The following is a 26045-nucleotide window of genomic DNA, read 5'->3' on the forward strand; positions in this document are numbered from 1 at the left end:
ATGAATATTGTTTGAAATATTGCTTTCTTTTCCGTAACAGGCTGGATATACTTGACAAGTTATCCCTGTTGCCTGACTTGAGTGCCAGGTGACCTACAGCGAAATGAGGCGCATGGAATGTGCTTCGAGTTCGCATACATGGATGTTGCGGGAATGCTTGGAGACGGGGCGTAAGCTCTGTTGATCTTTGTATTTGCGCACTTTATACTTTTTCGTCTGGGCAGACCGATACTCTCGGTCTGCCCGGTCTTTTAGGGTTTGGTTCCGGCGACGAGTCATCGTCAGTCATGAGCCGCTCCCGCATGGTGCAAGTAGTTGAAATGGGTTGTGCGAAGCGGTGAGAAGCCACTTCGATTCACAGTTTTGTTCTTTAGATAACAGGACACGGTTATGGCGAACCAAAAGATTCGCATTCGGCTCAAGGCGTTCGATCATCGTTTGATCGACCGTTCGGCCAGCGAAATCGTCGAGACGGCCAAGCGCACTGGCGCTACGGTTCTCGGTCCGATTCCGCTTCCGACCAAAATCGAGCGCTACACCATTCTGGTGTCGCCGCACGTCGACAAAGATGCCCGCGATCAGTACGAGACCCGTACGCACAAGCGAGTGCTCGATATCGTTGACCCCAACGACAAGACCGTGGACGCGCTCATGAAGCTTGATCTCGCCGCTGGCGTAGATGTTCAGATCAAGCTCGGCTGAGCGATAGATAGGATACGAAGATGAGTATCGGACTGGTTGGCCGCAAGTGCGGCATGAGCCGACTCTTCACTGAAGATGGACGCTCGATTCCGGTGACGCTGATTGAAGCCACCCCGAATCGCGTCACCCAGCTGAAGACGGAAGATAATGATGGTTACAGCGCTGTGCAGGTTGCGGCGGGCGTCAAGCGCGCCAGTCTGCTGACCCAGCCGCTGAAGGGCCACTACGCCAAAGCCAAGGTTGAGCCGGGTCGTGGTCTGTGGGAGTTCCGGGTGTCCGCCGATGATCTCGGCAAATACGCCGTGGGTTCGGAGATCAAGGCTGACGACGTGTTCCAGGTCGGTCAGATCGTCGACGTCGCTGGCGTGTCGAAGGGCAAGGGCTTCCAGGGCACGATCAAGCGCCACAACTTCACCATGGGCGACGCTACCCACGGTAACTCGCTGTCGCATCGCTCGCCGGGTTCTATCGGTCAGCGTCAGACGCCGGGTCGCGTGTTCCCGGGCAAGAAGATGTCCGGCCACATGGGTGCGGTGAATCGTACGCAGCAGGGTCTGGAAGTGGTCAAGGTCGACGCCGAGCGTCACCTGATTGCGGTGAAGGGCGCTGTGCCGGGTGCTCCCGGTGGCGACGTCATCATTCGCCCGACGACTAAGGGTTGAGGAGAGACGCCATGGAACTTAATGTTATTGGCGCCAAGCCGCTCAGCGTGTCGGACGAAGTGTTCGGCGGCGAGTTCAAGCAGGCCCTGATTCATCAGGTCGTCACCGCCTACCAGGCGGGCGGCCGTGCCGGCACCCAGTCGCAGCTTTCGCGCGGCGAGATGTCGGGTACCACCAAGAAATTCAAGAAGCAGAAGGGCGGCGGCGCCCGTCACGGTGATTACCGTGCACCGATTTTTGTTGGTGGTGGCCGCACATTCGCAGCCAAGCCACGCAGCTACGAGCAGAAGGTCAACCGCAAGGCGTATCGTGTTGCCATCCGCTCTATCCTGTCTGAGCTTATCCGCCAGGATCGTTTGAAGATCGTCGATAACTTCGGTGTCGATACTCCGAAGACCAAGGCGATGGTGGCGAAGCTAGCCGAGCTGCAGGTGTCCGGTCGCGTGCTGTTGGTGTCGGAAGATGCCACCGAGTCCGTGTTTCTGGCCGCGCGCAACATCCCGTACGTCCACGTGCTGGACGTGATGGCGCTGAACCCGGTCAGCCTGGTCGGTTCCGACCATGTGGTGATGACCGTTGAGGCGGTGAAGAAGGTTGAGGAGTGGCTGGCATGAGCAACGAACGCATTCTGAATACGCTGCGCGCGCCGCACATTTCCGAAAAGGCGGCTCGGCTCGCCGAAAGCAACCAGTACGTATTCGTGGTCGCCCCCGAGGCAACCAAGGCCGATGTCCGCGCTGCGGTGGAACAGATGTTCGACGTCAAGGTCGAGCAGGTGAACCTCGTCAATGCCAAGGGCAAGGTCAAGTCCTTCCGTTTCCGCGCTGGCAATCGTCAGGGCAAGCGCAAGGCCTATGTGCGACTTGCCGATGGTCAGACCATCGACGTGTCGTCCAAGGCCTGAGCCAGGAGTTGAATTGAGATGGCACTGATCACTCACAAGCCGACCTCCCCCGGACGCCGCGACGCTGTAAGCGTGCGGACCCCGGGTCTGCACAAGGGCGCGCCGTACGCGGCGTTGACCGAGGCAAAGACCAAGACGGGCGGTCGTAACCACTACGGTCGCATCACTGTTCGCCACCAGGGTGGTGGTCACAAACAGCGTTACCGCATCATCGACTTCAAGCGTGACAAGGAAGGCATCGCCGCCCGCGTCGAACGTATCGAATACGATCCGAACCGCACCGCGCACATCGCGTTGCTGTGCTACGCCGATGGCGAACGTCGTTACATCATCGCGCCGAAGGGTGTGCAGGCTGGCGATCGTCTGGTCTCGGGTACCGATGCACCGATCAAGGCCGGTAACAGCCTTCCGTTGCGCAGCATTCCGGTCGGCTCCACCGTGCATTGCATCGAGATGAAGCCCGGCAAGGGCGCGCAGATCGCTCGCAGCGCGGGCGCCTCGGTTCAGTTGGTAGCTCGCGAATCGGGCTACGCCACGTTGCGTTTGCGCTCCGGTGAAATGCGTCGCGTACCTATCGATTGCCGCGCCACCATCGGTGAAGTGGGCAATAGCGAACACAGTCTGAAGAAGCTCGGCAAGGCAGGCGCCAAGCGTTGGCAGGGTATTCGTCCGACCGTTCGCGGTGTGGCGATGAACCCGGTCGACCATCCGCACGGCGGTGGTGAAGGCAAGACCTCCGGCGGCCGTCATCCGGTCAGCCCGTGGGGCACGCCGGCCAAGGGCTACAAGACTCGTAACAACAAGCGCACGCAGCAGTTCATCGTGCGTCGTCGCAAGTAACAGGAAGCCGTCATGCCGCGTTCTCTGAAGAAAGGTCCTTTCGTTGACCTTCACCTCGTAAAGAAGGTGGAAGCTGCGGTTTCCACTAACAACAAGCGTCCGATCAAAACCTGGTCGCGTCGCTCCATGATCCTGCCGGAAATGGTGGGATTGACCATCGCCATCCATAACGGTCGCCAGCACGTGCCGGTGCTCGTCAACGAGAACATGGTCGGGCACAAGCTCGGCGAGTTCGCGGTGACCCGCACCTTCAAGGGCCATGGCGGCGATAAGAAGGGCAAGTGATGAGCACTGAAGCCAAAGCGATCCTGCGCAGCGCCCGCATTTCGGCGCAGAAGGCACGCCTGGTGGCTGACCTGGTCCGCGGTATGCCCGTGGGCCGAGCCAGCGACGTGCTCCAGTTCACCAACAAGAAGGCCGCAACCCTTGTTCGCAAGGTGCTGCTGTCAGCCGTTGCCAATGCCGAGAACAATCTTGGCGCCGACGTCGACGAGCTGAAGGTCTCCCGTATCTTCGTGGACGAAGGTCCGGCGATGAAGCGTATGTATGCCCGCGCCAAAGGCCGCGGTTCGCGCATCCTGAAGCGCACCAGCCACATCACTGTGGTCGTTGGCAACTGACTGGGGATATAGACGATGGGTCATAAAGTTCATCCCACCGGTATCCGCCTCGGCATTGCCAAGGACTGGAACTCGAAGTGGTACGCCAATAAGGGCGAGTACGCCCAGTACCTCGCGGCCGATCTGAAGGTCCGTGAGATGCTGCGCAAGAAGCTGGCCGCTGCCGGCATCTCGAAGATCCTGATCGAGCGCCCGGCCAAGACCGCGCGCGTGACGATTCACACCGCCCGCCCGGGCGTGGTGATCGGCAAGAAGGGCGAGGATATCGAGAAGCTGCGTAAGGAAGTCAGCCAGTTGATGGGCGTTCCGGCGCACATCAATGTCAGCGAGGTGCGCAAGCCGGAGCTCGACGCTCAGCTGGTGGCCGAGTCGATCGCGCAGCAGCTCGAGCGCCGCATCATGTTCCGCCGCGCGATGAAGCGCTCGGTGGGCAATGCGATGCGTCTTGGCGCCCTGGGTATCAAGATCAACGTCTCCGGTCGTTTGAACGGTGCTGAGATTGCTCGTTCCGAGTGGAGCCGCGAAGGTCGCGTGCCGCTGCATACGCTGCGTGCCGACATCGATTACGGTTTCGCCGAGGCGAAAACCACCTACGGCATCATCGGCATCAAAGTTTGGGTCTACAAGGGCGAAATCTTCGACCTGTCCCAGATCGGCCAGGAGTCGAAGGAAGAGCAGTCGTCGCAGCCGCGCCGCGAAGGTGGCGAGGGCCGTCGTGATCGTGAATCGCGTCGTGATGGCGAAGGCCGTCGCGAGCGGACGGCGAAGTAAGGAGAGTTGCCATGTTGCAACCCAAGCGAACCAAATACCGTAAGCAGTTCAAGGGCCGTAATGACGGCTTGGCGTTCAGCTCCAATCTCGTGAGCTTCGGTGAGTACGGCCTCAAAGCCACCACTCACGGCGCACTGACCGCGCGCCAGATTGAAGCGGCACGTCGTTGCATCACCCGCTTCGTGAAGCGCGGCGGCAAGCTGTGGATCCGAGTGTTCCCGGACAAGCCGATCACCAAAAAGCCGATCGAAGTCCGAATGGGCGCCGGCAAGGGTGGCGTCGAGTTCTGGGTCGCTCCGATCCAGCCCGGCCGCATGCTCTATGAAATTGAGGGCGTCGACGAGGCAACGGCACGCGAGGCATTCCGCCTGGCCGCTGCCAAACTGTCGGTGCAGACCCAGTTCGTTTCCCGAGCGGTGATGTGATGGCTACCAATGATCTGATCAACAAGTCGGCCGACGAGCTGAAGCAGCATTTGCTGGACCTGCGCAAGGAGCAGTTCAACCTGCGCATGCAGAAAGGCACCGGCCAGCTCAACCAGCCGCACCAGCTGCGCCGCGTTCGGCGCGACATCGCCCGCACGAAATTCGTGCTCGGCGGCAAGAAGTAAGGACGGCGGACATGAGCGACAACCAAAAGCAGACGCGCACCCTCGAGGGTCGTGTCATCAGTAACAAGATGGACAAGACGGTCACCGTCCTGATCGAGCGCCAGGTGCAGCACGGCCTGCTGGGCAAGATTATTCGTCGGTCGACCAAGCTGCACGCGCAGAACGACGTGGGTGCTAACGAGGGTGACCTCGTGCGTATCGCGGAGTGCCGCCCGCTGTCCAAGACCAAACATCACCGCGTGGTCGAAATCGTCACGCGCGCCAACGGCTAAGGGAGGGTGCAGCCATGATTCAGATGCAAAGCACGCTTTCCGCAGCGGACAACAGCGGCGCGAAAGAACTGATGTGCATCAAGGTGCTCGGCGGCTCCAAGCGTCGTTACGCCGCGATCGGTGACGTGATCAAAGTCACTGTGAAGGATGCCATTCCGCGTGGCAAGGTGAAGAAGGGCGAGGTTTACAATGCCGTGGTGGTGCGTACCGCCAAGGGCGTGCGTCGTCCCGATGGCTCGCTGATCCGTTTCGACGGCAATGCAGCGGTGCTCCTCAATAACAAGCTCGAGCCGATCGGCACCCGTATTTTCGGGCCGGTTACCCGCGAGCTGCGCAGCGAGAAGTTCATGAAGATCGTCTCCCTCGCGCCCGAAGTGCTCTGAGCGGAGTCCAGACCATGAACCGTATCCGCAAGGGTGATCAGGTCCTCGTGATCACCGGCAAAAACAAAGGTCAGCGCGGCGACGTGCTGCGCGTTGATGGCGATCGCGTGTTCGTCTCCAACGTGAACCTGGTGAAGCGCCACACCAAGCCGAATCCGCAGGCCAACCAGGCCGGCGGCATCGTCGAGCGTGAGGCTTCGATCCATATCTCTAATGTGCAGCTGTTCAACCCCGCCACGAACAAGGGTGAGCGCGTTGGTACCAAGTCCCTGGAAGATGGGCGCAAGGTCCGCGTGTTCCGTTCGTCTGGCGAGGTCGTGGACGCGTAAGGAACACAAGTCATGACGCGCCTTGAAACGTTTTACAAAGAGCAGGTCATCCAAAAGCTCACCGAGCGTTTTGGTTACCAGAACGTGATGCAGGTTCCCCGCATCACCAAGATCACGCTGAACATGGGCGTGGGCGAAGCTGCGGGCAACAAGAAAGTGCTCGAGAACGCCGTGGCCGATATGGCCAAGATCGCCGGCCAGAAGCCGATTCAGACCAAGGCGCGCGTGTCCGTTGCCTCGTTCAAGATCCGTGACGGCTGGCCGATCGGTTGCAAGGTCACCTTGCGCCGAGCCCAGATGTGGGAATTCCTGGACCGCCTGATCAACATCTCGCTGCCGCGTACGCGCGACTTCCGCGGTGTGTCGGGCCGTGCCTTCGATGGCCGTGGTAACTACAACTTCGGCATCAAGGAACAGATCATCTTCCCGGAAATCGATTTTGACGCGATCGATGCGATGCGCGGCATGGATATCTCCATCGCCACTACCGCCAAGACCGACGAAGAAGCCAAAGCACTGCTGGAAGCTTTCAGCTTTCCGTTCCGTAACTGATACGCGAGAGAACCCATGGCTAAGACCTCAATGGTTAACCGCGATATCAAGCGGACCAAGCTCGTCAAGAAGTACGCCGCCAAGCGCGCCGAACTGAAGGCGATCGTGCTGAGCCCCAACTCCTCCTACGAGGAAAAGATGGAAGCCCAGACCAAGCTGCAGAAGCTGCCGCGCGACGCGAGCCCGTCTCGCCAGCGTACCCGCTGCGCACTGACTGGCCGTCCGCGCGCCGTGTACCAAAAGTTCGGTCTCGGTCGCAACAAGCTGCGTGAAGCCACTATGCGTGGTGACGTGCCGGGTTTGCGTAAGGCCAGCTGGTAACAAGTACCAAGGCAATCGCCAGGCTCATAGGTCTGGCGGTTTGTCCGTCCCGGGGGCAGGGCAACCTGCTGCCGCTGATGCGAAATACGCATCGATATTCGCAAAGCTGGAAAAAGCTGCTATAGTCGGCGGTCTGCGCAAGGCAGGCCGGTGATTATGCCGGCTCACAATCTAAATTGATTTCCGGTTTTATCGGATATCGGTGCACTCTGAAGGATGTTTTCATGAGCATGACTGATCCCATCGCCGATCTGTTTACGCGCGTCCGCAATGCCCAGCTCACGGGCAAGCAGGCCGTAAGCATGCCGTCGTCGAAGCTGAAGGTGGCGATCGCCAACCTTCTCAAGAACGAGGGCTACATCCTCGACGCCAAGACCTCCAGTCAGGAGGGCAAACCGGTGCTCGAGATCAAGCTCAAGTATTTCGAAGGCCGTCCGGCCATCGAGACCATTTCCCGTGTCAGCCGCTCTGGCCTCCGCGTCTATCGCGGCAAGGACGAGCTGCCGAAGGTCCTGGGTGGCCTGGGTATCTCGATCATTTCGACTTCTGCCGGTCTGCTGACCGACGCGCAGGCCCGTAAGCAGGGTCTGGGCGGCGAAGTCATCGGTCAAGTGGCATAAGGAGTCGACGATGTCCCGTGTTGCCAAGAAACCGATTGCCCTGCCGAAGGGTGTGGAGCTGAAGGCTGCCGCTGACGGCATCTCTGTCAAGGGGCCGAAGGGCTCGCTGTCGACTCACGTCTTGCCGGGCGTGTCCGTGGTCGTGGACAACGGCACCGTGAATATCCAGCTCGCCGAGGGCGCGGATCACAAGTTCGGCGGTACCGCTCGCGCGTTGCTGGCCAATATGGTCAAGGGCGTGTCCGATGGTTACGAGCGTAAGCTGGAGCTGGTCGGCGTGGGTTACCGCGCGTCCATGGCTGGCAAGGCGCTGAACCTGAGCCTGGGCTTCTCCCATCCGGTGGTTTTCAATGCTCCGGAAGGGATCAGCATCGAAACCCCGACGCAGACCGAGATCCTTGTAAAGGGTTCGGACAAGCAGCTCGTGGGTGAGGTGGCCGCCAAGATCCGTGGCTATCGTCCGCCGGAACCCTACAAGGGTAAGGGTGTGCGTTACGCTGGCGAAAAGATCACGCTGAAGGAAGCCAAGAAGGCTTAAGTACGCTGTCCCTGTGTGTGAAAGCGGCCCTCCATGGCCGCACTACTCACTAAGAGCCGCAACTACTTGCCGATCCGTTTCCAGGAATTATGACGATGAACAAGAACGAATCCCGTCTGCGCCGTGCCAAGTCCACTCGCGCCCACATCCGCAAGCTGGCTGTGGCCCGTTTGTCGGTGCATCGCACGGGGCAGCATTTGTACGCCCAGGTGTTCGACGCTTCCGGCCTGAACGTGGTGGCTGCGGCCTCCACCGTTCAGAAGTCGGTCGCCGAAGGTCTGAAGGGCACCAAGAACCTCGAGGCAGCTGCGGCTGTCGGCAAGGCGGTCGCCGAGCGTGCCATGGCTGCGGGCATCGAGTCGGTTGCGTTCGACCGCTCCGGCTTCCGCTACCACGGTCGCATCAAGGCGCTGGCCGATGCGGCCCGCGAAGCTGGCCTGAAGTTCTAAGACACCCCGAATCAGGTGCCGGTGCAACTGGCACTTGATTCACATGCTGCACCTACAACTCCAAGCGGCTCAGCCGCAAGCAAAGCCCCGGATAGTCCGGGCATACGGAAAAGAACATGTCTTCTACCGATCGCGAAAATTCAGACGGCTTGCTCGAAAAGCTGATCGCCGTCAACCGCGTGGCCAAGACCGTCAAGGGTGGCCGCCAGATGAGCTTCACCGCACTGACCGTGGTTGGTGACGGTGAAGGCCGTGTAGGTTTTGGTTACGGCAAGGCGCGTGAAGTGCCGGTTGCCATTTCCAAAGCCATGGACCGTGCCCGCCGTCAGATGGTGAGCATCGATCTGAACAATGGCACCTTGTGGTACGCCATCAAGGCTAATCACGGTGCGGCTCGTGTCTACATGCAGCCCGCTTCCGAAGGTACCGGCGTGATTGCCGGTGGCGCCATGCGCGCTGTGCTGGAAGTGGTCGGCGTCAAGAACGTCCTGGCCAAGGCTGTGGGTTCGCGCAACCCGATCAACCTGGTTCGCGCCACCATCAAGGGTCTACAGGCCGTCGCGTCGCCGAAGCAGATCGCTGCCAAGCGTGGCAAGACCGTGGAAGAGGTGCTGGGCAATGGCTAACAACGAAAAGACTGTCCGCGTCCGCCTGGTCAAGGGCCTGCGCGGTGTGCAGAGCCGTCATCGTCTGAGCGTCAAGGCGCTCGGCCTGGGCAAGCTCAACGACGTCCGTGAATTGAAGGACAGCCCGCAGGTGCGTGGCCTGATCAACACGGTCTATTACCTCGTGCGGGTTGAGGAGTAAGCATCATGCGTCTTAACGACATCAAGCCGGCTGCCGGCTCGCGCAAGACGCGTCTTCGCGTCGGTCGCGGTATCGGTTCGGGCCTGGGCAAGACGGCCGGTCGCGGTCACAAGGGCCAGCACGCTCGCGCGGGTGGTACCCATAAGTACGGTTTCGAGGGCGGCCAGATGCCGCTGCAGCGTCGCCTGCCGAAGGTTGGCTTCCGTTCGTTGAAGAAAGCCGAGAGCCAGGAAGTGTTCCTGTACCAGCTGGCCAGCCTGAAAGTAGACGTGATCGATCCGATCGCGCTGCATCAGGCCGGGCTGATCGACAGTCGCGCCAAGAAGGTCAAGGTCGTCGCCAAGGGCGAGATCGGCCGTGCGGTGAAGCTGTCGGGCGTGCTGGCTACGGCCGGTGCCAAGGCGGCTATCGAAGCCGCCGGCGGCAGCGTGGAGTAATCACGTGGCGTCAGCCAAAGGCCCATCGCTCGGATCGCTCGGCAAGCTGACGGAACTGCGTCAGCGCATCTTCTTCGTGATTGGTGCGCTGATCGTTTTTCGTCTCGGTTCCTTCATTCCGGTTCCGGGCGTCAACCCGGAAGCGATGACCAGCCTGATCGAGCAGGGTGGCGGCCTGATGAACATGTTCAACATGTTCTCGGGTGGTGCGCTGGCTCGACTCTCGGTATTCGCGCTCGGTGTGGTGCCTTACATCTCGGCCTCGATCGTGGTGCAGATGATGGGCTCGGTCATCCCGAGTTTGCAGCAGTTGCGCAAGGAAGGTGAGGCGGGGCGTCGCAAGATGACCACCTACACCCGCTTTGGTACGGTCGGTCTGGCGGCATTCCAGGCGTTCGGTATCGCCGTGGCTCTGCAGAAGCAGGTCGCCGCGGGCGGTGCACCGGTGGTCTATACGCCGGGTATGGGCTTCATCATGGCTTCGATCGTCGGCCTCACCGCCGGCACGATGTTCCTGATGTGGCTGGGCGAGCAGATCACCGAGCGTGGCATTGGCAACGGTATTTCGCTGCTGATCTTCGCGGGTATCGTGGCCGGCTTGCCGGGCGCGGTGGCCCACACGCTGACCATGGCCAGCAATGGCGAACTCAGTGTGATCATGATGATCATGGTGGTGGGTCTGATCCTGGCGGTGACGGCGTTCGTGGTGTTCATGGAGCGCGCCCAGCGGCGCATTACGGTGAATTACGCACGGCGCTCCGGTGGACAGCGGGCCTACATGAATCAGACCTCGCATCTGCCGCTGAAGATCAATATGTCGGGTGTGATTCCGCCGATCTTCGCGACCAGTCTGCTGATGTTTCCGGCGACGGCCGCGACCTGGTTCAGTGCCGGGAGCCAGTCGCGCTGGCTGCAGGAGCTGACCCAGGCATTGACGCCCGGCGAGCCCCTGTACGACATCGTGTTCACGGTGCTGGTGATTACCTTCGCCTTTTTCTACACCGCGATTGTGTTCAATTCGCAAGAAACCGCGGACAACCTCAAGCGGTCGGGTGCCCTGATTCCGGGTATTCGTCCGGGCCGTTCGACGGCTGACTACATCGACAACGTAATGACCCGTTTGACTGGTGTCGGCGCGCTGTACCTCGTGTTGGTCTGTCTCGTGCCCTCGTTCATGCAAAAAGCTTGGCATGTACCGTTCTACTTCGGCGGCACCTCTCTGCTGATCGTGGTGGTCGTGGTGATGGACTTCACTGCTCAGGTGCAGGCGCACTTGGTCAGTCACCAATATGAAAGTCTGCTCAAGAAGGCCAATCTCCGCCGCAACTGATGGCTGCTGGGGCGCTGGAGACGGGTCTTTAGATCGGGGAGCGGCGGCACAAGGTGCCGCAGGGCTTTCCTGTTGGGATAATTCAGGTTAAAATTGCGCGTTTACCGCGCACGAAACGCATCGGAGAAAGTACATCATGGCGCGCATCGCGGGTGTCAATTTGCCGGTCCAGAAGCATGTCTGGGTTGGCCTGCAAAGCATTTTCGGTATCGGTCGCAGCCGGGCCAAGAAGGTCTGTGCGGACGCTGGCGTGGTTCCCACCACCCAGATCAAATCCCTCAGTGAGGGCGAGGTGGAGAAGCTCCGCCACGAAATCGGTAAGTACGTCGTCGAAGGCGACCTGCGCCGTGAAGTCGGTATCGCCATCAAGCGTCTGATGGATCTGGGTTGCTACCGCGGTCTGCGCCACCGCCGTGGCCTGCCGGTGCGCGGCCAGCGCACGCGTACCAACGCACGCACCCGCAAGGGTCCTCGTCGCGCGATCAAGAAGTAACGGATTCCAACTATGGCTAAGCCGGTTAAGACCAAGAAGAAGATCAAGCGCGTTGTCACGGATGCCGTGGCCCACGTGCAGGCCTCCTTCAACAACACCATCGTCACCATCACCGATCGCCAGGGCAACGCACTGTCGTGGGCGACTGCAGGCGGCGCGGGTTTCCGCGGCTCGCGCAAGTCCACGCCGTTCGCCGCCCAGGTGGCTGCCGAGAAGGCGGGTCGCGCTGCAGGCGACTACGGTGTGAAGACCGTGGAAGTGCGCATCAAGGGCCCGGGCCCGGGCCGTGAGTCGGCCGTGCGTTCGCTGAACGCGTTGGGCTACAAGGTGCTCAACATCATCGACGTCACGCCGATTCCGCATAACGGCTGCCGTCCCCCCAAGAAGCGTCGAGTCTAAGGAGCATACCCATGGCCCGTTATCGTGGAGCTACCTGCAAACTCGCCCGTCGTGAGGGTGCAGATCTCAGCCTGAAGAGTCCGGCTCGCGCCATCGACTCCAAGTGCAAGCTGGAAAACAAGCCCGGCCAGCATGGCGCCAACAAGCGCATGCGCATGTCCGATTACGCCAACCAGCTGCGTGAAAAGCAGAAGGTGAAGCGCATCTACGGCGTGCTCGAGCGTCAGTTCAGCAATTACTACGCCAAGGCGTCGACCCTCAAGGGCAACACCGGCGAGAACCTGCTGCGTCTGCTCGAAAGCCGTCTGGACAACGTCGTCTATCGCATGGGTTTTGCGGTCACCCGCGCCCAGGCCCGTCAGTTGGTCAGCCACAAGGCTGTGCTGGTCAACGGCAAGAAAGTGAACATTCCGTCGTACCAGGTTCGCCCGGGCGATGCGATCGCTCTGACCGAGCGCGCCCGCACTCAGCTGCGCGTGCAGGAAGCGGCGACCGTGTTCGACACCATGGACCTTCGCCCGCAGTGGGTGGAAGTCGATGCCAAGAAGTTCGAGGGTACGTTCAAGTCGGTGCCGGATCGCGGTGATCTGCCGTCCGATATCAACGAGAGCCTGATCGTCGAGCTTTACTCGAAGTAATCTACCGGAGCCCTGCATGGCAGTTTCGTCAACTAGCGTGCTGCGGCCTCGCGGCCTCAGCGTCGAGCAGCTCGGATCCAACCGCGCCAAAGTGGTGGTGGAGCCGCTCGAGCGTGGTTTCGGCCACACCCTGGGCAACGCGCTGCGCCGCGTGCTGCTCTCTTCGATCCCCGGCAGCGCCATTGTCGAGGTCGAGATCGATGGCGTGCTTCACGAGTACACCACTCTCGAAGGTCTGCAGGAGGACGTGATCGAAGTCCTGCTGAACCTCAAGGATGTGGCGATTCGTCAGCATACGGGTGATGAAGTCACTCTGACCTTGTCCAAGAAGGGCAAGGGTGTGGTCACCGCCGGCGACATCGCCGTCGATCACTCGGTGGAAATCATCAACCCCGAGCACGTGATCTGTCACCTGACCAAGGACATCGCGCTCAACATGCGCCTGAAGGTGCGTCGTGGCGTCGGCTATCAGCCGGCAAGCTCGCGTCAGCATCCGGACGAGGAAGCTCGTCCGATCGGTCGCCTGCAGCTCGATGCCTCGTTCGCACCGGTGCTGCGCGTGGCTTACGAAGTGGACGCGGCTCGTGTTGAGCAGCGCACCAACCTTGATAAGCTCGTGCTCGACATCGAGACCAACGGCACCATCGGTGCGGAAGACGCGGTCCGCAAGGCCGCCGAGATCCTCAACGACCAGCTGTCGGTGTTCGGTGATTTCTCGCGCCGCGAGAGCGCGACCGACAAGGCGGAGAAGGGCGGTTTTGACCCGTTGCTGCTGCGTCCGATCGACGATCTGGAACTCACCGTGCGTTCGGCAAACTGCCTGAAGGCCGAGAGCATCTACTACATCGGCGATCTGGTGCAGAAGACCGAAGTCGAGCTGCTCAAGACCCCGAACCTGGGCAAGAAGTCGCTGACCGAAATCAAGGATGTCCTGGGCGGACGTGGTCTCGCACTCGGCATGAAGCTCGAAAACTGGCCGCCGCCGGGCTTGTCGCACGGCATGCAGCTGGGTTGATGTACCCGAGGGCGATCGGCTTCGATCGCCCTCAACATTGAATAACCTGGCGGAAATGCTGCGCGTTTCCTCCAGTTTGCAGAAGCGGCACGTAGAGGCCGCACTCTTATAACAGGGCGTTCTCAGAGCCTTGAATAGCGGGTAACCGCGGGAAGCCGGATCAATGACCGGCTTTTCATAACAACAGACTAGAGAGTAATTACCATGCGCCACCAGAAATCCGGTCGCAAGCTCAACCGCACGAGCAGCCATCGCGAAGCGATGTTCAAGAACATGGCTGCGTCGCTGATCAAGCATGAGCTGATCCGTACCACGTTGCCCAAGGCGAAGGAACTCCGTCGCGTGGCTGAGCCGCTGATCACGCTCGCCAAGACTGACGGCGTTGCCAATCGCCGTCTTGCTTTCTCGCGTCTGCGCGACAAGCAGGCTGTGGGCAAGCTGTTCGTCGAGCTGGGCCCGCGTTACCGCGAGCGTCCCGGCGGCTACCTGCGCATCCTCAAGTGCGGCTTCCGCCCGGGCGATAACGCTCCGATGGCCTACGTCGAGTTGGTGGATCGCCCGCGCGTCGAGGCTGTCGACGCCGAGTAAGCGTCTATAGCGTTGAAACACAAAACCCCGGCCGGGCAACCTGCCGGGGTTTTGCTTTTTTGGACGTGCGACATACCGTGTGCTGACAGCGTCGCGGCGAGCGGTTAATGTCTTTGTTCCGCAACGCAGCACTCGAACCATGAATCCTTTCCGCTGGTCGTACCGCGTCACCTATCTCGTCGGCTTCCTGATCTGCGCAGCCTTGCTCGGCTTCGCGTTGTATGCCCAGTACGCACTGCACATGATTCCGTGTCCGCTGTGCATCTTTCAGCGCATTGCTTTCTTGGTCATGGCGGTGTTTTTCCTCGCGGGCGCTGTGCACGGGCCACGAGGGAAGGGGCGCTGGATCTACACAACAGGTGCGCTGTTGGGTGCGCTCGGCGGCATCGCGACGGCGGCACGCCATCTCTGGCTGCAGACGCTGCCGGCCGATCAGGTACCGTCCTGTGGCCCCAACCTCGGTTACATGATGGACGCCTTCCCGTTGGCCAAGGTGCTCAAGATGGTCTTCACCGGCTCCGGTGAATGCGCGAAGATCGAGCCGATCCTGGGCTTGCCGATGCCGGCCTGGACCCTGCTGTGGTTCGTGCTGCTGGCGGCGCTGGCTGTCTTTGCCGCTGCGCGTCGACGGAGCTGAGCCGAATGTCCACGGGATCACTTTCGGCCCGATGGGGTGCCGTCACCATGAATGCCAACGCTTCCATGTTTACCGAGTCCACCGGCTGGACACCTGATTCCTGGCAACAGCGCGTGGCCTTGCAGCAGCCGCTGTACGAGAACGCCGAGGAGCTGACCCAGGCCACCACACACCTCTCTAACTTGCCGCCGCTGGTCACCTCCTGGGAAGTGCTCGCGCTGAAGCAGGCGCTGGGAGAAGCGCAAGAGGGGCAGCGTTTTCTGCTGCAGGGTGGCGATTGCGCCGAGAGCTTTGCCGACTGCACCAGCCCGGTCATTTCCAACCGGCTCAAGGTGCTGCTGCAGATGAGTCTGGTGCTGGTGCACGGCCTGAAGAAGCCAGTGCTGCGCGTGGGCCGTTTTGCCGGGCAGTACGCCAAGCCGCGTTCGACGGATACCGAGACGCGCGACGGCGTGACCTTGCCCAGCTTCCGCGGTGACGTGGTCAACGGCCCGGAATTTACGCCGGCAGCGCGCCGCGCCGATCCCCAGCGGCTGATCCAGGCACACGCACATTCCGCGCTGACGATGAATTTCGTGCGCGCGCTGATCGACGGCGGTTTCGCCGACCTGCACCATCCGGAGTACTGGGACCTGGCCTGGGTGGAACACTCGCCGTTGGCTGCCGAGTATCGGCGCATGGTCGCCGGCATCGGCGACTCGCTGCGTTTCATGGAGACTTTGGCGGGCCCGATCGCAGGCTTCACTCGTGTGGATTTCTTCACCTCGCACGAAGCGCTGCTGCTCCACTACGAGCAAGCGCTGACCCGCAAAGTGCCACGCCATCGTGGCTGGTTCAACCTGTCCACGCACTTCCCGTGGATCGGTATGCGCACTGCCGCGCTGGATGGTGCTCACGTGGAGTATTTCCGCGGCATCCGCAATCCCATTGCGGTAAAGGTGGGGCCGTCGGTGAAACCAGACCAGCTGCTGCCGTTGATCGAGGCTTTGAATCCGCAGGATGAGCCGGGTCGTCTCACCCTGATCCACCGCATGGGCAACGCTCAAGTCGCCCAAGCGCTGCCGCCGCTGCTCGATGCTGTGAAGCGCGAGGGTCGCCGCGTGCTGTGGGTGGCCGACCCCATGCACGGTAATACCGAAACCACTTCCAACGGCTACAAGACGCGGCGGTTTGACAATATCCGTGGCGAGCTCGATCAGGCCTTCGACATCCACGCCGCCGCGGGTACGCGGCTGGGTGGCGTGCATCTGGAGTTGACCGGTGAGGACGTGACGGAGTGCATGGGCGGCGCCCGTGACCTCAGCGAGGCCGACCTCGATCGCGCCTACAAGTCGATGGTCGATCCGCGCCTCAACTACGAGCAATCGCTGGAACTGGCGATGTTGATCGTGCGCAAGTCGGTGGGCGGCTTGGGCTGATGACGTTCGGTTGCATTGGGGGCTCGTCTTGCTCACCCCCAACGCAACCCATCGCCACGGCTACAAGTACGGCCTCGCTCAAGGCGAAGCGGCAGGCACAGCCTTTCCACCCACTGTGTCCAGAAACTTAGGCGGCTGCCACACATGGGCGTGCTGCTCGAAACCATAAGCGATCGAAATCAGCGTCGGCTCGCTCCACTTCGCGCCGAACAACACGATGCCGACTGGCAGGTCGTGCGCAAACCCTGCCGGTACGGTGATGGACGGATAGCCGGCCACCGCCGCTGGCTGCGAGGCGCCACCCACGGTCGGGTCGCCGCTGACCACGTGGTCGCCAAGTACCAGATCGGTGACGAAGGTGGGCCCCCACGAAGGGGCAAGCAAGGCGTCGAGGTGGTCCTTCGTTAGCGCGGCATCGATGCCTTCGGGGCCGGACAGGCGCTTAGTCTTGGCCAGCGCATCGACATAGGCTTTGTCGGTCAACGGCCCCTTGGCTTGGGCTTGCTCGAACAGTTCTTGCCCGAACCATGGCATCTCTCGCTCCGCCTCGCGCTGATTGAAGGCGATCAGGTCGGCCAGCGTTTTGATCTTCGACTTCGGGCGCGTGGCGAGGTAGGCATTTAAATCGTGCTTGAGGTCGTACAGCAGTACGATCAGCTCCGCATCACCCAGTTCCTTCAAGTGTGGGATTTCCACCGGGTCCACGATGATCGCGCCTTGCGCTTTCATCAATGCAATCGATTGCTCCAGTACGCGGTCGGCATTCGGTTCGGCGCCGGCCAACTGGCGCACCACGCCGATGCGCTTACCCTCGAGTCCGTTCGGATCGAGGAAGCGGGTGTAGTCGGTAGCATGCCGATCGGCCTCGGCGGTGGCCGGGTCACGCGGATCGCTGCCGGCGATCACGCTGAGCACGGTAGCCGCGTCGGCCACGTTGCGCGCCATCGGTCCGGCCGTGTCCTGGTTGTGGCTGATCGGCACGATGCCGCTGCGGCTGACCAGTCCCAACGTAGGTTTGATGCCAACGATGCCGTTGGCGGCTGCAGGGCAGATGATGGAGCCGTCGGTTTCCGAGCCAATCGCCACGGTAGCCAGGCCCGCGGCAACAGCAGCACCGGAACCGGCGCTGGAACCGCAGGGGTTGCGGTCCAGCACATAGGGATTGCGGGTCTGCCCGCCGCGCGCGCTCCAGCCGCTGCTGGCGTGGTTGGAGCGCATGTTGGCCCACTCGCTGAGGTTGGTCTTGCCGAGGATCAACGCGCCGCTCTTGCGCAGGCGCGTTACCAATCCAGCATCGCGCGGCGCAGGCGCTTCGGTCAGCGCCAGCGAGCCAGCGGTGGTGAGCATGCGATCGCCGGTATCGATGTTGTCTTTCAGCAACACAGGAATACCGTGGAGCGCACCGTGCGCATGCCGGTGATCCAGTTCTGTGGCGAGCTTCAGTGCATCGGGATTGGTTTCGAGCACGGCACGCAAGGCGGGGCCCGATTGATCGATCTGCTGGATGCGTTCGAGGAATTGGCGAGCCAGGGATTCGCTGTTGAGCTGGCCGGCATCCATGCGCTGGTGCAGATCCTTGATCGACGACCAGGCGAAGCTCGGGTCGGCCGATTGGGCTAGCAGAGAGCTGCTAGTAAACAGGGCGCTGGCGAGCAGGGAAAGCGAGAGCTGCAGTCGGGTCACGTTAGTCTCCGGAAGCATGCGGCATGGTGTCGCGAAGTAGCAGCTTAGCCGTAACCGCATCAGTGGAATGAAGGTGCGGGCCTATAATCGTCGGATGGATACGATAGCCAAGCTGTGCCGGGTCAGGCGTGTGTTTTCCGCTGTCCTGTTATTCGCCGCCGCCAGTGTCGCTGGTGCAGCCCGCGCTGAGGAAGGCCACCCGTTGACGGTGCCGGACACCCTCCAGCAACGCATCGCTTCCTGCACGGCCTGTCATGGCGTACATGGCGAGGGCACGCCCGAAAGTGGCTTCTTTCCGCGTCTGGCCGGCAAACCGGCCGGTTACCTTGCACGTCAGTTGAAGGACTTCCAGGACGGCCTGCGCAAGTACGGCCCCATGGAATACACCGTGCGCCATCTCAGCCCGGAGTACATGCAGGAGATCGCCGAATACTTCTCCGCACAGGAAGTACCCTACGCCCGCTCGCCGTTGCCGCGCGTCTCGCCCGAGGCGCTCAAGCGCGGCGAGGAACTGGCCACCAAGGGTGATCCGTCGCACCAGATTCCGGCTTGCGCCGCCTGTCATGGCACCCAGCTGACCGGCGTGCAGCCGAACATCCCCGGCCTGGTCGGCTTGCCGTACGACTACCTCAGCTCGCAGCTCGGTTCCTGGCGCACCAAAACGCGCGCCACGGTAGCGCCGGACTGCATGGCCGAGATCGCCAATCGGCTCAGCGCGTCCGATATCGGAGCGGTGTCCGCATGGCTGGCCGGGCGCGAATTGCCGTCGGACATGCACGCGCAACCGGCTGGTTCCATCAGTCCGCCACTGCACTGCGGTGTGCTCGGTGCCACGGGAGATGGCGCATGAAGATGCTGCGTTGGGTGTTGATCTCGATCGCGCTGCTTGGCATCGCATTGGTCGGCTGGGTGTTTCTGCGTAGCGGTGGGCATGCGCCGGTGTCGCGCGAGGCGAGCAAGGTCGATGTCGCCACGCTGAAAGATCCTGTGCTGATCGCCAAGGGCCAGTACCTGACCACGGTGGGTGACTGCGCCGCCTGCCATACCTCGCAGGGCGGTCAGCGCCTTGCGGGCGGTCGCGTCGTGGGTACGCCGTTCGGCGACATTCCGGCGCCCAATCTCACGCCGGATCGCGAGACCGGTCTCGGCGACTGGAGTTTCGAAGCGTTCTGGCAGGCCTTGCACTCCGGCGTGGGCCGTAAAGGCGAGCTGCTCTATCCGGCGTTCTCCTATACCTCGTACACCAAGGTCAGTCGCGACGACGCGCTAGCGATCTTCGCTCACCTGCAATCGCTGGCGCCGGTGCATCAGCCATCCAAGCCGCTGGGGCTGGAGTTTCCCTATAACGTGCGCAACAGCCTGAAGGCTTGGCGCGCGCTGTACTTCAAGGAGGGCGAGTACCAGCCGGACCCAGCCAAGTCGGCGGCATGGAACCGTGGCGCCTATCTGGTGCAGGGCCTGGGTCATTGCAATGAATGCCATATAGCGCGCGACTCCTTCGGCGGCATGCGCAGCGACCAGGCGCTGTCCGGCGGGCAGATTCCGGTGCAGAACTGGTATGCGCCGGATCTAAGCACGCAGACCAACGGCGGTTTGGAGGGATGGGGTGAAAAGGACATCGTGGACCTGCTCAAAACCGGGCACTCGGCCAAAGGCACGGCTTTCGGACCGATGGCCGAAGTGGTAGCGCAGAGCACGCAGCACATGACCGATGACGATCTGCAAGCCATCGCCATCTATCTGCGATCGCTGCCGGCGCGCCCGCAGATGCAGTTCGAGAAATCGCCGCTCGATACCACCACCATGGTCAACCAGGGCACCAAGATCTACGGCGAACGCTGTGCCGGCTGCCATGGCAAGGACGGCAACGGCGTGGCCGGTGTGTATCCACCGCTCAACGGCAATTCCTCGGTGAACGAGCCAACCGGTATCAATGCCATCCGCGTGGTGTTGCTGGGCGGTTTCCCGCCGGCGACCAAGGGCAATCCGCGTCCGTATTCCATGCCGCCGTTCGCGCAGCAGCTGAAGGACAGTGATGTCGCCGCGGTGGTCACTTATATCCGGCAGGCCTGGGACAACAAAGCGCCGCTGGTGCAGGAGCGCGACGTCATCAAGTACCGGCATACGCCAATCGATTGATCGGCATAGGCCCGTCTCTACGGATTTAAGGCGCCGAAGATCACGTCACGCTTTTGCGCGGCGGGCGCCGCTTCTATAAGCAAGTTCATCGCCTCGACCTCCAGGTCGAGGCGATCTTGTTTGGACGTCCGTCCAAATAGGTCGATTCGAACCTCGGCGTTGTTGCTCTTCGCATCCAGTTTCCAAACACCAGCCACAAAACCGTCGATCAGCACGCTGGCGCGGATGATGCCGTTGTTGGTGTAGACCCGAGCGCGGTGTTCATCGGCGATGAAGCGCCGGCGGTCAGCATGGGCCAGCAACAGATTGTCGTATTCCGGCAGCAGGCGGACGGGGGCGGGTGTATCTGATGCCGGGCGTGGGGCTTCGCGCAGGTCGAATAGCTCCACTCCGTGTTCGTCGCGAAAGTGCAGCAGGGCGGAGTGCATCCGCTTCAGTGCGGGGCCGAGCCCGGTGAGGCCGGACCACACCGTGAGATCTTTGCTGCTGGCCGGGCCGAAGGCCGCCAGATAGCGGCGAATCAAGTCATCGGCTGACGCCGGTGTAGAGAGTGGACGGCTAAGCCAAGTCTCCGCCAGCGCAAGGGGTGCTGGGCGATGGGAGTCCCACGTGCCTGCAGGAGGCACGTGTATCAATGCAGCGTGCCCGCGCATGGCTTGAGCCATGGCCTGCGCATCGCGATCCGGCCAGTGTTCGCTTAGCCGTTTTCCCAGCTCGGCGCTGGTCATCGCTTGATCCCGCAGAAGCGTGCGGCCGGCGGCGATCAGTGCCGGCATGTCGAGGCCGGCAAGTTTGCGGCCGAAAGCAGCCTGGACGCCGCGTAGTTGCACGGGTTGCAGCAAGGGGCGAAAGGCGAGCAGATCGTCGGCGGACAAAAGGTGCAGGGTCGAACGCATCGCCGCGCAACGCACGACGCTGCGGTCATGCAGATGCTGCGTAAGCGCGTCGAAACGGAAGTCCTTCAATCGCGTCCATAGGCCGATGTACGGTGGGTTGGGGGCCTGGGCCTGTAGCCCTGCCAAGTGCTCGATCGCGCTCAGCACGGTGCGATCATGGCGACGCAGCAGCAGTTGACGCGACAAGGTGGCGCGATTCAGTGCTCTACTGTCTAGCCTCGGTATTGTCATTGCGTTACGAGATCAAATCGCAATGGATCTGAAGGCTTTCAGTCGGGTTGTTGTGGATATGAAAGCCCTCCTGAATGAGTGCGGCGCAGACTTTCGCCAGTGGGGATGCGAATTGCCGAGTGCGTCGTCGTTGCATGCTCGGCGGGGTGAACACCCCTAACGGCAGTAGCCGTACCCTGCGGCCGTTCCATTGGAAGGAGACGTCGACGTGTGAGCCATCGACGTCGTGCCCGTTGCTGCCGAATATGTCTGTGATTTCGCTCCGCCTGCCTGGGTACATCAACCGAAAAAGGCCGATGCCCAACGCTCGAAACTGTTTACGTGCGAAGCCGAGATGCGTTGCTGCCGGTTCAAAACCACGAGTGAGAATGAGCCCTATCTCGTCTGGCAGCCGTGCTTGAATCGTTTGCAGTTTCTTGAAGGCTGGAACGTCGAGGAGTACCCGTCGAGCAGGCCAGCGCGGCCGGACGTGTAGTCCGTCGTGAGTACCGCGAGGCAAAGTCATCAAGTTCAACATGACGCCTCCGGCGGCGTCAGATAGGTGCGTAGTACGGACCAAGCCTGCCGTTTCCGTTCAAACGCGAGCGTGTGCGCCGGGCTCGACGATGGAAGATCGATAAGCGCCAAGCGATGATTTTGCTGCTTGAGTTGACGGCGACCATGACGGGCCGCCGTGCCACCGTTGAAACCAATCGCACGCAGTTGCGGCAAACGGCTGAGCAGGTCCGAGAGTGCGTTGTGCGTTTCGTTACGAATCGACGCATCAAGACTGCCGCCGGGACGTTCCGCCTCGGCAATGACGTCCCATAGCCCGATGCTGTGTGCCAGCACGGTATCCAGTCGCGTGACATAGGGCAGGGGGCGAAGCTCGACATCGATGATCGAGCTGACCAACTCCCAAAACTTGTTTTGCGGAAACGCGTAGTACTGACCCTGCGCCAGCGACATCTCTCCGGGCAGGCTACCCAGGATCAACACCCGTACATGTGGATCGACCACGGGGGCGAAACTGCGCTTGCGTGTCATGAATCTCGACGCTCCGCAGCTGCCTTCATGCGTCGGCTCGGTGTTTCGGCCATGACAGGCGTGCATGCAATCGCCGTGATGCATCCAACCGGAATGCCAGCGCCAATCCCAGCGCGTGCGCGGCGGCGGCGGCGAGCGCCAGGCCGAGTCCGGCGTGGCCTGCATGGGGCGCCTGCTTGCGCCAGAAGCGCTGGCCGAAACGCTCCAGGTCATCGGCAGTGAGGTCGGGTGCGGCGTTGATGATGGTCAGGCCCGCGCCGTCCACATGCAGTTCGACGGTGTCGCCGGATGGCGCATAGGCGCAGGCGTTGCTGAGCAGATTGCCGACGATCACCTCCAGCAGCGCAGGGTCGCTGCGGATGCGCGCGGGTGGTTCGCCCGATAGTTGCAAGGTCGCGCCATGATCGGCGGCCAGGCCGCGATGGCGCTGCAGCTGACGCTCCAGCCAAGGGGCCGGCGATAGCTCCTGCAGCTGGGGCTGTTCCAGCCCGGATTGCAGTCGGGTGAGCAGCAGCAAGGCGGTCACGGTGGCTTCGAGCTCGGCGCCGATGCTGCCGACTTCGCCGAGGATGTCCGGCAGCGTGCGTCCGCTGGGGTAGCGGGACTCCACTTCAGTCAGCGCGCGCAGTTCGGCCAATCGGGTGCGGCTCTCGTGAGCCAGGCCGCTGGCGAACTGGCGTTCGCGGGCGAGGCCTTCGTCCATGCGGTCCAGTACGCCGTTGAAGCGCCGGATCAGCGGGTCCAGCTCGCGCAAGCCGCTGGGATGCAACCGCTCGCCAGGTGCATTGGGGCCAATGTCACCCATGCGGGCCACCAGCGCCCGGACGGGACGCAGGCCCCGCCTCACGATCAGCGGCACGGCCACCAGTGCGATACCCAGGGCAAGGATCGGACCCAGCGCCAGGATCCAGTCGATGGCGAGCAGGATCTGTTCGAACGGGCGCCGATCCTGCTGGAAGAACAGCGCGCATCCCCTGCCTCCGCCCGTCAGATTCTGCGCTTCGCCTGCCGGTGCCCGGAACGCGAACATCACCGTGCCTAGCCGCTTGTCGTGGTGCTTCAGGCGGCTGAATTGCGGCTCCGAACTCGCCGCATCGGGCCAGCCCGGGGGTGTTGCCAGTGGGGGCGGATCGCTGCGCAGAGGCGGCAGGCCCTTGCAGCGCAGCTCGTAGAACACCGGCCCCTCGCCGCCGAATAGCCCGGCCTGCGGCCGCAGGTTGGTGCTGCCGTCGCCCGCGTCCTGCTCCAACTCGGTCATGGCCGCCACCGCATGAGCCTGGGTCAGCAGAGTCTCGCGATAGCGCGCTTCCATCTCGCGGTCGATACGCCAATCCATCGCCAGCGCGCCGCCGCCCAGCAGGGCCAGGCTGGTGACCAGCAACAGCAGGGTGATGCGAGAGGAGAGTGAAGCCGGCTTCATGGAATCAGGTAGCCAGCCCCGCGACGGGTTTCGATCAGCCCCGTCAGTCCCGCGGCATCGAGCTTGCGGCGCAGGCCGAAGACCAGCACTTCCACGCTGCGGTCAGAGACATCGCTATCGCTGCCGGCCGTGCGCTCCAGGATCTCAAGCCGGGTGAAAGCGCGGCCGCGGTGGCGCAGCAGCAAACCGAGTACGGCAAACTCGCGGGGGGTCAGGCCTAGCGGGTGGCCGTTGACGCTGGCGCTTTGGGACAGCGGGTCCCAGGACAGTGCGCCGTGGCTCAGCACCACTGGCTGCGCCTGTTGCGGCCGGCGCGACAGGGCATGCAGGCGAGCCACCAGCTCGTCGAAGGCGAAGGGTTTCACCAGGTAGTCGTCGGCGCCGGCGTTCAGCGCCTCGATGCGGTCACTCACTTGGTCGCGCGCGGATAGCACCAGCACCCTGGGCCGTCGGCCGCCGGATGGAAGGCCGCGCAGTACAGCAATGCCGTCCAGGCGAGGCAGCATCAGGTCCAGCACCACCAGCTCATAGTCATAACTGCCCAGGAAGCCCTTGGCTTCCATACCGTCCTGCGCGGCGTCCACGGTGAAACCTGCACCCTGCAGACCGTGTCTGAGGGTTTGCCGTAGACGCTCCGAGTCCTCCACCAGCAACAACTTCATGGCACCCCCGTTGCAATGCTGGGCCAGCCTAAAGAGCGCAGCTTAACGGACGCCGCTGAGTCGTGGCTTGGGGTGTGTCATGGCGCATCGACGCCTGCGCGCACAGCCGCTATAAAGAACGCTTGTAAGGGGAGTGTTCGGTGAGTGAAGAAATCCTGATCAACGTGACGCCGCGCGAAACCCGCGTCGGCGTGGTCGAGAACGGCATGTTGCAGGAGGTGCACGTCGAACGAGCCTCCAAGCGCGGCTACGTGGGCAATGTGTACAAAGGCCGCGTGCAGCGAGTGATGCCGGGCATGCAGGCGGTGTTCGTCGAGATCGGGTTGGAGCGCGCGGCGTTCCTGCACGCGTCGGACATCGTGCGCCCGCCGCTGCCGGTGGCGGTGGAGGGCGTCGAGGTGGTGCCCAACGGCAACGGCAATGGCAACACGCCCTCGATCAGCGAGCTGGTGCACGAAGGCCAGGAGATCGTGGTGCAAGTGGTGAAGGACCCGATCGGCACCAAGGGCGCCCGCCTGTCCACCCATTTGTCGATCCCCTCGCGCTATCTGGTGCTGCTGCCGCACGCGAAAACCCTGGGCATCTCCGCGCGCATTGAGGACGAGGTTGAGCGCCAGCGCCTGAAAGAGGTCATGACCTCGCTGATCGGCGAGGACGCCACCGGCAATATCAGGCTCGGCTACATCGTGCGCACCAATGCCGAGGAGCAGACCGCCGAATCGCTGGCCTTCGACGTGACCTACCTGGGCAAGGTCTGGCGCGTAGTGCAGGAGAATATCGCCAAGGCCAAGGTTGGCGAGCGTGTATACGAAGAACTGTCGCTGCCGCTGCGCAGCCTGCGCGACATGCTCAACGACGACATCGAAAAGGTACGCGTGGATTCGCGCGAGACCTACGAGAAGGTCGCCAAGTTCGTGCACAAATTCATGCCCAGCCTGGACGACCGCATCGAGCATTACGCCGGCGAGCGGCCCATCTTCGACCTGTACGGCGTGGAGGACGAAATCCAGCGCGCGTTGAAGAAGGAAGTGCCGTTGAAGTCCGGCGGCTACCTCATCGTCGACCAGACCGAGGCGATGACCACCATCGACGTCAATACCGGTGGTTATCTCGGTACGCGCAATCTGGAGGAAACCGTTTACCGCACCAACCTGGAAGCCGCGCAGGCGGCGGCCCGGCAGCTGCGGCTACGCAACCTCGGCGGCATCATCATCATCGACTTCATCGACATGACCGATGAAGAACACAAGCGCCAGGTGCTGCGCATGCTCGAGAAGGGGCTGCTGCGCGATCACGCCAAGACCACGGTCTATCCGATGTCGGCGCTGGGTCTGGTGGAGATGACCCGCAAGCGCACTACCGAAAGCCTGGAGCGCCAACTGTGCGAACCGTGCCCGGCCTGCAGTGGTCGCGGTGCGATGAAGACGGCCGAGACGGTGACCTATGAAATCTTCCGCGAGATCACCCGCGCCGTGCGCCAGTTCAATGCCGAGAAGCTGCTGGTGATGGCCAGTCCCAAAGTGGTGGGGCGCATCCTGGAAGAGGAGTCCGTCGCCGTAGCGGAACTGGAAGAGTTCATTTCAAAAAGCATACGCTTTCAGGCTGAAGAGCATTATTCGCAGGAACAGTTCGATGTCGTTCTCTTGTGATTCG

The 26045-nt window shown here is 62.1% G+C and carries 38 protein-coding genes; 32 read left to right on the forward strand and 6 right to left on the reverse strand.

Annotated features, from left to right (window positions below):
* Window positions 1–390 precede the first annotated feature (390 nt).
* The 29 genes from rpsJ to OUZ45_RS07765 all read left to right on the forward strand — a co-directional run bounded on the left by rpsJ (window position 391) and on the right by OUZ45_RS07765 (window position 16335).
* Window positions 391–702 (forward strand): 30S ribosomal protein S10, encoded by a 312-nt coding sequence (gene rpsJ / locus OUZ45_RS07625; protein WP_014402136.1) that lies wholly within the window; start codon window positions 391–393, stop codon window positions 700–702.
* A 20-nt stretch (window positions 703–722) separates the two neighbouring features.
* Window positions 723–1364, forward strand: coding sequence for a 50S ribosomal protein L3 (rplC, locus tag OUZ45_RS07630; RefSeq protein WP_266169343.1), 642 nt, complete (start codon window positions 723–725; stop codon window positions 1362–1364).
* A gap of 11 nt (window positions 1365–1375) precedes the next feature.
* Complete coding sequence (gene rplD / locus OUZ45_RS07635; protein ID WP_266169344.1) at window positions 1376–1978, forward strand: 50S ribosomal protein L4; 603 nt, start codon at window positions 1376–1378, stop codon at window positions 1976–1978.
* Window positions 1975–2268: a 50S ribosomal protein L23 gene (rplW, locus tag OUZ45_RS07640; protein WP_266169345.1), complete on the forward strand. Its 294-nt coding sequence runs from the start codon at window positions 1975–1977 to the stop codon at window positions 2266–2268. Before rplD ends, rplW begins: the two co-directional genes overlap by 4 nt.
* A gap of 18 nt (window positions 2269–2286) precedes the next feature.
* Window positions 2287–3108: a 50S ribosomal protein L2 gene (rplB, locus tag OUZ45_RS07645; RefSeq protein WP_266169346.1), complete on the forward strand. Its 822-nt coding sequence runs from the start codon at window positions 2287–2289 to the stop codon at window positions 3106–3108.
* 12 nt (window positions 3109–3120) lie between these two features.
* Window positions 3121–3393: a 30S ribosomal protein S19 gene (rpsS, locus tag OUZ45_RS07650; protein ID WP_026635835.1), complete on the forward strand. Its 273-nt coding sequence runs from the start codon at window positions 3121–3123 to the stop codon at window positions 3391–3393.
* Window positions 3393–3728 carry a 50S ribosomal protein L22 gene (gene rplV / locus OUZ45_RS07655; protein ID WP_131406549.1) on the forward strand — a complete coding sequence of 112 codons (336 nt, stop codon included), beginning with the start codon at window positions 3393–3395 and terminating at the stop codon, window positions 3726–3728. Before rpsS ends, rplV begins: the two co-directional genes overlap by 1 nt.
* Before the next feature lie 15 nt (window positions 3729–3743).
* A complete protein-coding gene (rpsC, locus tag OUZ45_RS07660; RefSeq protein WP_266169347.1) occupies window positions 3744–4499 on the forward strand; it encodes a 30S ribosomal protein S3 in 756 nt (251 codons plus the stop codon).
* Between the two features lie 11 nt (window positions 4500–4510).
* A complete protein-coding gene (gene rplP, locus OUZ45_RS07665; protein ID WP_266169348.1) occupies window positions 4511–4924 on the forward strand; it encodes a 50S ribosomal protein L16 in 414 nt (137 codons plus the stop codon).
* Window positions 4924–5109, forward strand: coding sequence for a 50S ribosomal protein L29 (gene rpmC, locus OUZ45_RS07670; protein WP_266169349.1), 186 nt, complete (start codon window positions 4924–4926; stop codon window positions 5107–5109). Before rplP ends, rpmC begins: the two co-directional genes overlap by 1 nt.
* Before the next feature lie 11 nt (window positions 5110–5120).
* Window positions 5121–5381, forward strand: coding sequence for a 30S ribosomal protein S17 (gene rpsQ / locus OUZ45_RS07675; protein ID WP_090454244.1), 261 nt, complete (start codon window positions 5121–5123; stop codon window positions 5379–5381).
* A 14-nt stretch (window positions 5382–5395) separates the two neighbouring features.
* A complete protein-coding gene (gene rplN / locus OUZ45_RS07680; protein WP_007513359.1) occupies window positions 5396–5764 on the forward strand; it encodes a 50S ribosomal protein L14 in 369 nt (122 codons plus the stop codon).
* 14 nt (window positions 5765–5778) lie between these two features.
* Window positions 5779–6093 (forward strand): 50S ribosomal protein L24, encoded by a 315-nt coding sequence (gene rplX / locus OUZ45_RS07685; RefSeq protein WP_266169350.1) that lies wholly within the window; start codon window positions 5779–5781, stop codon window positions 6091–6093.
* A gap of 12 nt (window positions 6094–6105) precedes the next feature.
* Window positions 6106–6645 carry a 50S ribosomal protein L5 gene (rplE, locus tag OUZ45_RS07690; protein ID WP_266169351.1) on the forward strand — a complete coding sequence of 180 codons (540 nt, stop codon included), beginning with the start codon at window positions 6106–6108 and terminating at the stop codon, window positions 6643–6645.
* 15 nt (window positions 6646–6660) lie between these two features.
* Window positions 6661–6966, forward strand: a complete 306-nt coding sequence (gene rpsN / locus OUZ45_RS07695) for a 30S ribosomal protein S14 (protein ID WP_266169352.1) — start codon at window positions 6661–6663, stop codon at window positions 6964–6966.
* Between the two features lie 224 nt (window positions 6967–7190).
* Window positions 7191–7586, forward strand: coding sequence for a 30S ribosomal protein S8 (gene rpsH / locus OUZ45_RS07700; protein WP_266169353.1), 396 nt, complete (start codon window positions 7191–7193; stop codon window positions 7584–7586).
* 10 nt (window positions 7587–7596) lie between these two features.
* Window positions 7597–8124: a 50S ribosomal protein L6 gene (gene rplF / locus OUZ45_RS07705; RefSeq protein ID WP_266169354.1), complete on the forward strand. Its 528-nt coding sequence runs from the start codon at window positions 7597–7599 to the stop codon at window positions 8122–8124.
* Window positions 8125–8213: 89 nt separating this feature from the next.
* Window positions 8214–8573, forward strand: a complete 360-nt coding sequence (gene rplR, locus OUZ45_RS07710; RefSeq protein WP_266169355.1) for a 50S ribosomal protein L18 — start codon at window positions 8214–8216, stop codon at window positions 8571–8573.
* Between the two features lie 116 nt (window positions 8574–8689).
* Complete coding sequence (gene rpsE, locus OUZ45_RS07715; RefSeq protein WP_266169356.1) at window positions 8690–9199, forward strand: 30S ribosomal protein S5; 510 nt, start codon at window positions 8690–8692, stop codon at window positions 9197–9199.
* On the forward strand, window positions 9192–9380 hold the full coding sequence (gene rpmD, locus OUZ45_RS07720; protein WP_266156392.1) for a 50S ribosomal protein L30: 189 nt from the start codon (window positions 9192–9194) through the stop codon (window positions 9378–9380). The genes rpsE and rpmD overlap by 8 nt, the downstream gene beginning before the upstream one ends.
* Before the next feature lie 5 nt (window positions 9381–9385).
* Window positions 9386–9817: a 50S ribosomal protein L15 gene (gene rplO, locus OUZ45_RS07725; protein WP_266169357.1), complete on the forward strand. Its 432-nt coding sequence runs from the start codon at window positions 9386–9388 to the stop codon at window positions 9815–9817.
* A gap of 4 nt (window positions 9818–9821) precedes the next feature.
* Window positions 9822–11147 (forward strand): preprotein translocase subunit SecY, encoded by a 1326-nt coding sequence (gene secY, locus OUZ45_RS07730; RefSeq protein ID WP_266169358.1) that lies wholly within the window; start codon window positions 9822–9824, stop codon window positions 11145–11147.
* A gap of 136 nt (window positions 11148–11283) precedes the next feature.
* Window positions 11284–11640, forward strand: a complete 357-nt coding sequence (gene rpsM / locus OUZ45_RS07735; protein WP_090454266.1) for a 30S ribosomal protein S13 — start codon at window positions 11284–11286, stop codon at window positions 11638–11640.
* Window positions 11641–11652: 12 nt separating this feature from the next.
* Window positions 11653–12039 (forward strand): 30S ribosomal protein S11, encoded by a 387-nt coding sequence (gene rpsK / locus OUZ45_RS07740; RefSeq protein ID WP_007513384.1) that lies wholly within the window; start codon window positions 11653–11655, stop codon window positions 12037–12039.
* 11 nt (window positions 12040–12050) lie between these two features.
* The gene (rpsD, locus tag OUZ45_RS07745) at window positions 12051–12677 is read left to right on the forward strand and encodes a 30S ribosomal protein S4 (RefSeq protein WP_090454268.1); all 627 of its coding nucleotides are present in this window, start codon (window positions 12051–12053) and stop codon (window positions 12675–12677) included.
* A 16-nt stretch (window positions 12678–12693) separates the two neighbouring features.
* Complete coding sequence (locus OUZ45_RS07750) at window positions 12694–13692, forward strand: DNA-directed RNA polymerase subunit alpha (RefSeq protein WP_090454270.1); 999 nt, start codon at window positions 12694–12696, stop codon at window positions 13690–13692.
* A 204-nt stretch (window positions 13693–13896) separates the two neighbouring features.
* Complete coding sequence (gene rplQ / locus OUZ45_RS07755; RefSeq protein WP_266169359.1) at window positions 13897–14280, forward strand: 50S ribosomal protein L17; 384 nt, start codon at window positions 13897–13899, stop codon at window positions 14278–14280.
* A gap of 139 nt (window positions 14281–14419) precedes the next feature.
* Entirely contained in the window at window positions 14420–14917 is a 498-nt protein-coding gene (locus tag OUZ45_RS07760; RefSeq protein WP_266169360.1) for a disulfide bond formation protein B, read from the forward strand.
* Window positions 14918–14964: 47 nt separating this feature from the next.
* Window positions 14965–16335, forward strand: a complete 1371-nt coding sequence (locus tag OUZ45_RS07765; RefSeq protein WP_266169361.1) for a class II 3-deoxy-7-phosphoheptulonate synthase — start codon at window positions 14965–14967, stop codon at window positions 16333–16335.
* A gap of 78 nt (window positions 16336–16413) precedes the next feature.
* Here the strand turns inward: OUZ45_RS07765 and OUZ45_RS07770 are convergent, their stop codons facing one another.
* Window positions 16414–18036, reverse strand: a complete 1623-nt coding sequence (locus tag OUZ45_RS07770) for an amidase (protein WP_425601674.1) — start codon at window positions 18034–18036, stop codon at window positions 16414–16416.
* A gap of 76 nt (window positions 18037–18112) precedes the next feature.
* On the opposite strand from OUZ45_RS07770, the gene OUZ45_RS07775 reads away from it, so the two are divergent.
* Window positions 18113–18868: a c-type cytochrome gene (locus tag OUZ45_RS07775; protein WP_266169363.1), complete on the forward strand. Its 756-nt coding sequence runs from the start codon at window positions 18113–18115 to the stop codon at window positions 18866–18868.
* On the forward strand, window positions 18865–20157 hold the full coding sequence (locus tag OUZ45_RS07780; RefSeq protein WP_266169364.1) for a c-type cytochrome: 1293 nt from the start codon (window positions 18865–18867) through the stop codon (window positions 20155–20157). The genes OUZ45_RS07775 and OUZ45_RS07780 overlap by 4 nt, the downstream gene beginning before the upstream one ends.
* 17 nt (window positions 20158–20174) lie before the next feature.
* Here the strand turns inward: OUZ45_RS07780 and OUZ45_RS07785 are convergent, their stop codons facing one another.
* Genes OUZ45_RS07785 through OUZ45_RS07805 form a run of 5 tightly spaced genes read right to left on the reverse strand, consistent with a single transcriptional unit; the run spans window position 20175 to window position 24392 of the window.
* Window positions 20175–21239 carry a winged helix DNA-binding domain-containing protein gene (locus OUZ45_RS07785; RefSeq protein WP_266169365.1) on the reverse strand — a complete coding sequence of 355 codons (1065 nt, stop codon included), beginning with the start codon at window positions 21237–21239 and terminating at the stop codon, window positions 20175–20177.
* A 49-nt stretch (window positions 21240–21288) separates the two neighbouring features.
* Entirely contained in the window at window positions 21289–21801 is a 513-nt protein-coding gene (locus OUZ45_RS07790; RefSeq protein WP_266169366.1) for a hypothetical protein, read from the reverse strand.
* Window positions 21795–22310, reverse strand: coding sequence for a DNA-deoxyinosine glycosylase (locus OUZ45_RS07795; RefSeq protein ID WP_266169367.1), 516 nt, complete (start codon window positions 22308–22310; stop codon window positions 21795–21797). Before OUZ45_RS07795 ends, OUZ45_RS07790 begins: the two co-directional genes overlap by 7 nt.
* A 25-nt stretch (window positions 22311–22335) precedes the next feature.
* A complete protein-coding gene (locus tag OUZ45_RS07800) occupies window positions 22336–23730 on the reverse strand; it encodes an ATP-binding protein (protein ID WP_266169368.1) in 1395 nt (464 codons plus the stop codon).
* A complete protein-coding gene (locus OUZ45_RS07805) occupies window positions 23727–24392 on the reverse strand; it encodes a response regulator transcription factor (RefSeq protein WP_266169369.1) in 666 nt (221 codons plus the stop codon). Before OUZ45_RS07805 ends, OUZ45_RS07800 begins: the two co-directional genes overlap by 4 nt.
* Before the next feature lie 140 nt (window positions 24393–24532).
* Between OUZ45_RS07805 and rng the strand changes: the two genes are divergently transcribed.
* Window positions 24533–26041: a ribonuclease G gene (gene rng / locus OUZ45_RS07810; protein ID WP_266169370.1), complete on the forward strand. Its 1509-nt coding sequence runs from the start codon at window positions 24533–24535 to the stop codon at window positions 26039–26041.
* The last annotated feature ends 4 nt before the right edge of the window (window positions 26042–26045 follow it).

Source organism: Dyella subtropica (genome assembly GCF_026283965.1).
In the GTDB taxonomy this organism is placed as follows: Bacteria; Pseudomonadota; Gammaproteobacteria; order Xanthomonadales; family Rhodanobacteraceae; genus Dyella_D; species Dyella_D subtropica.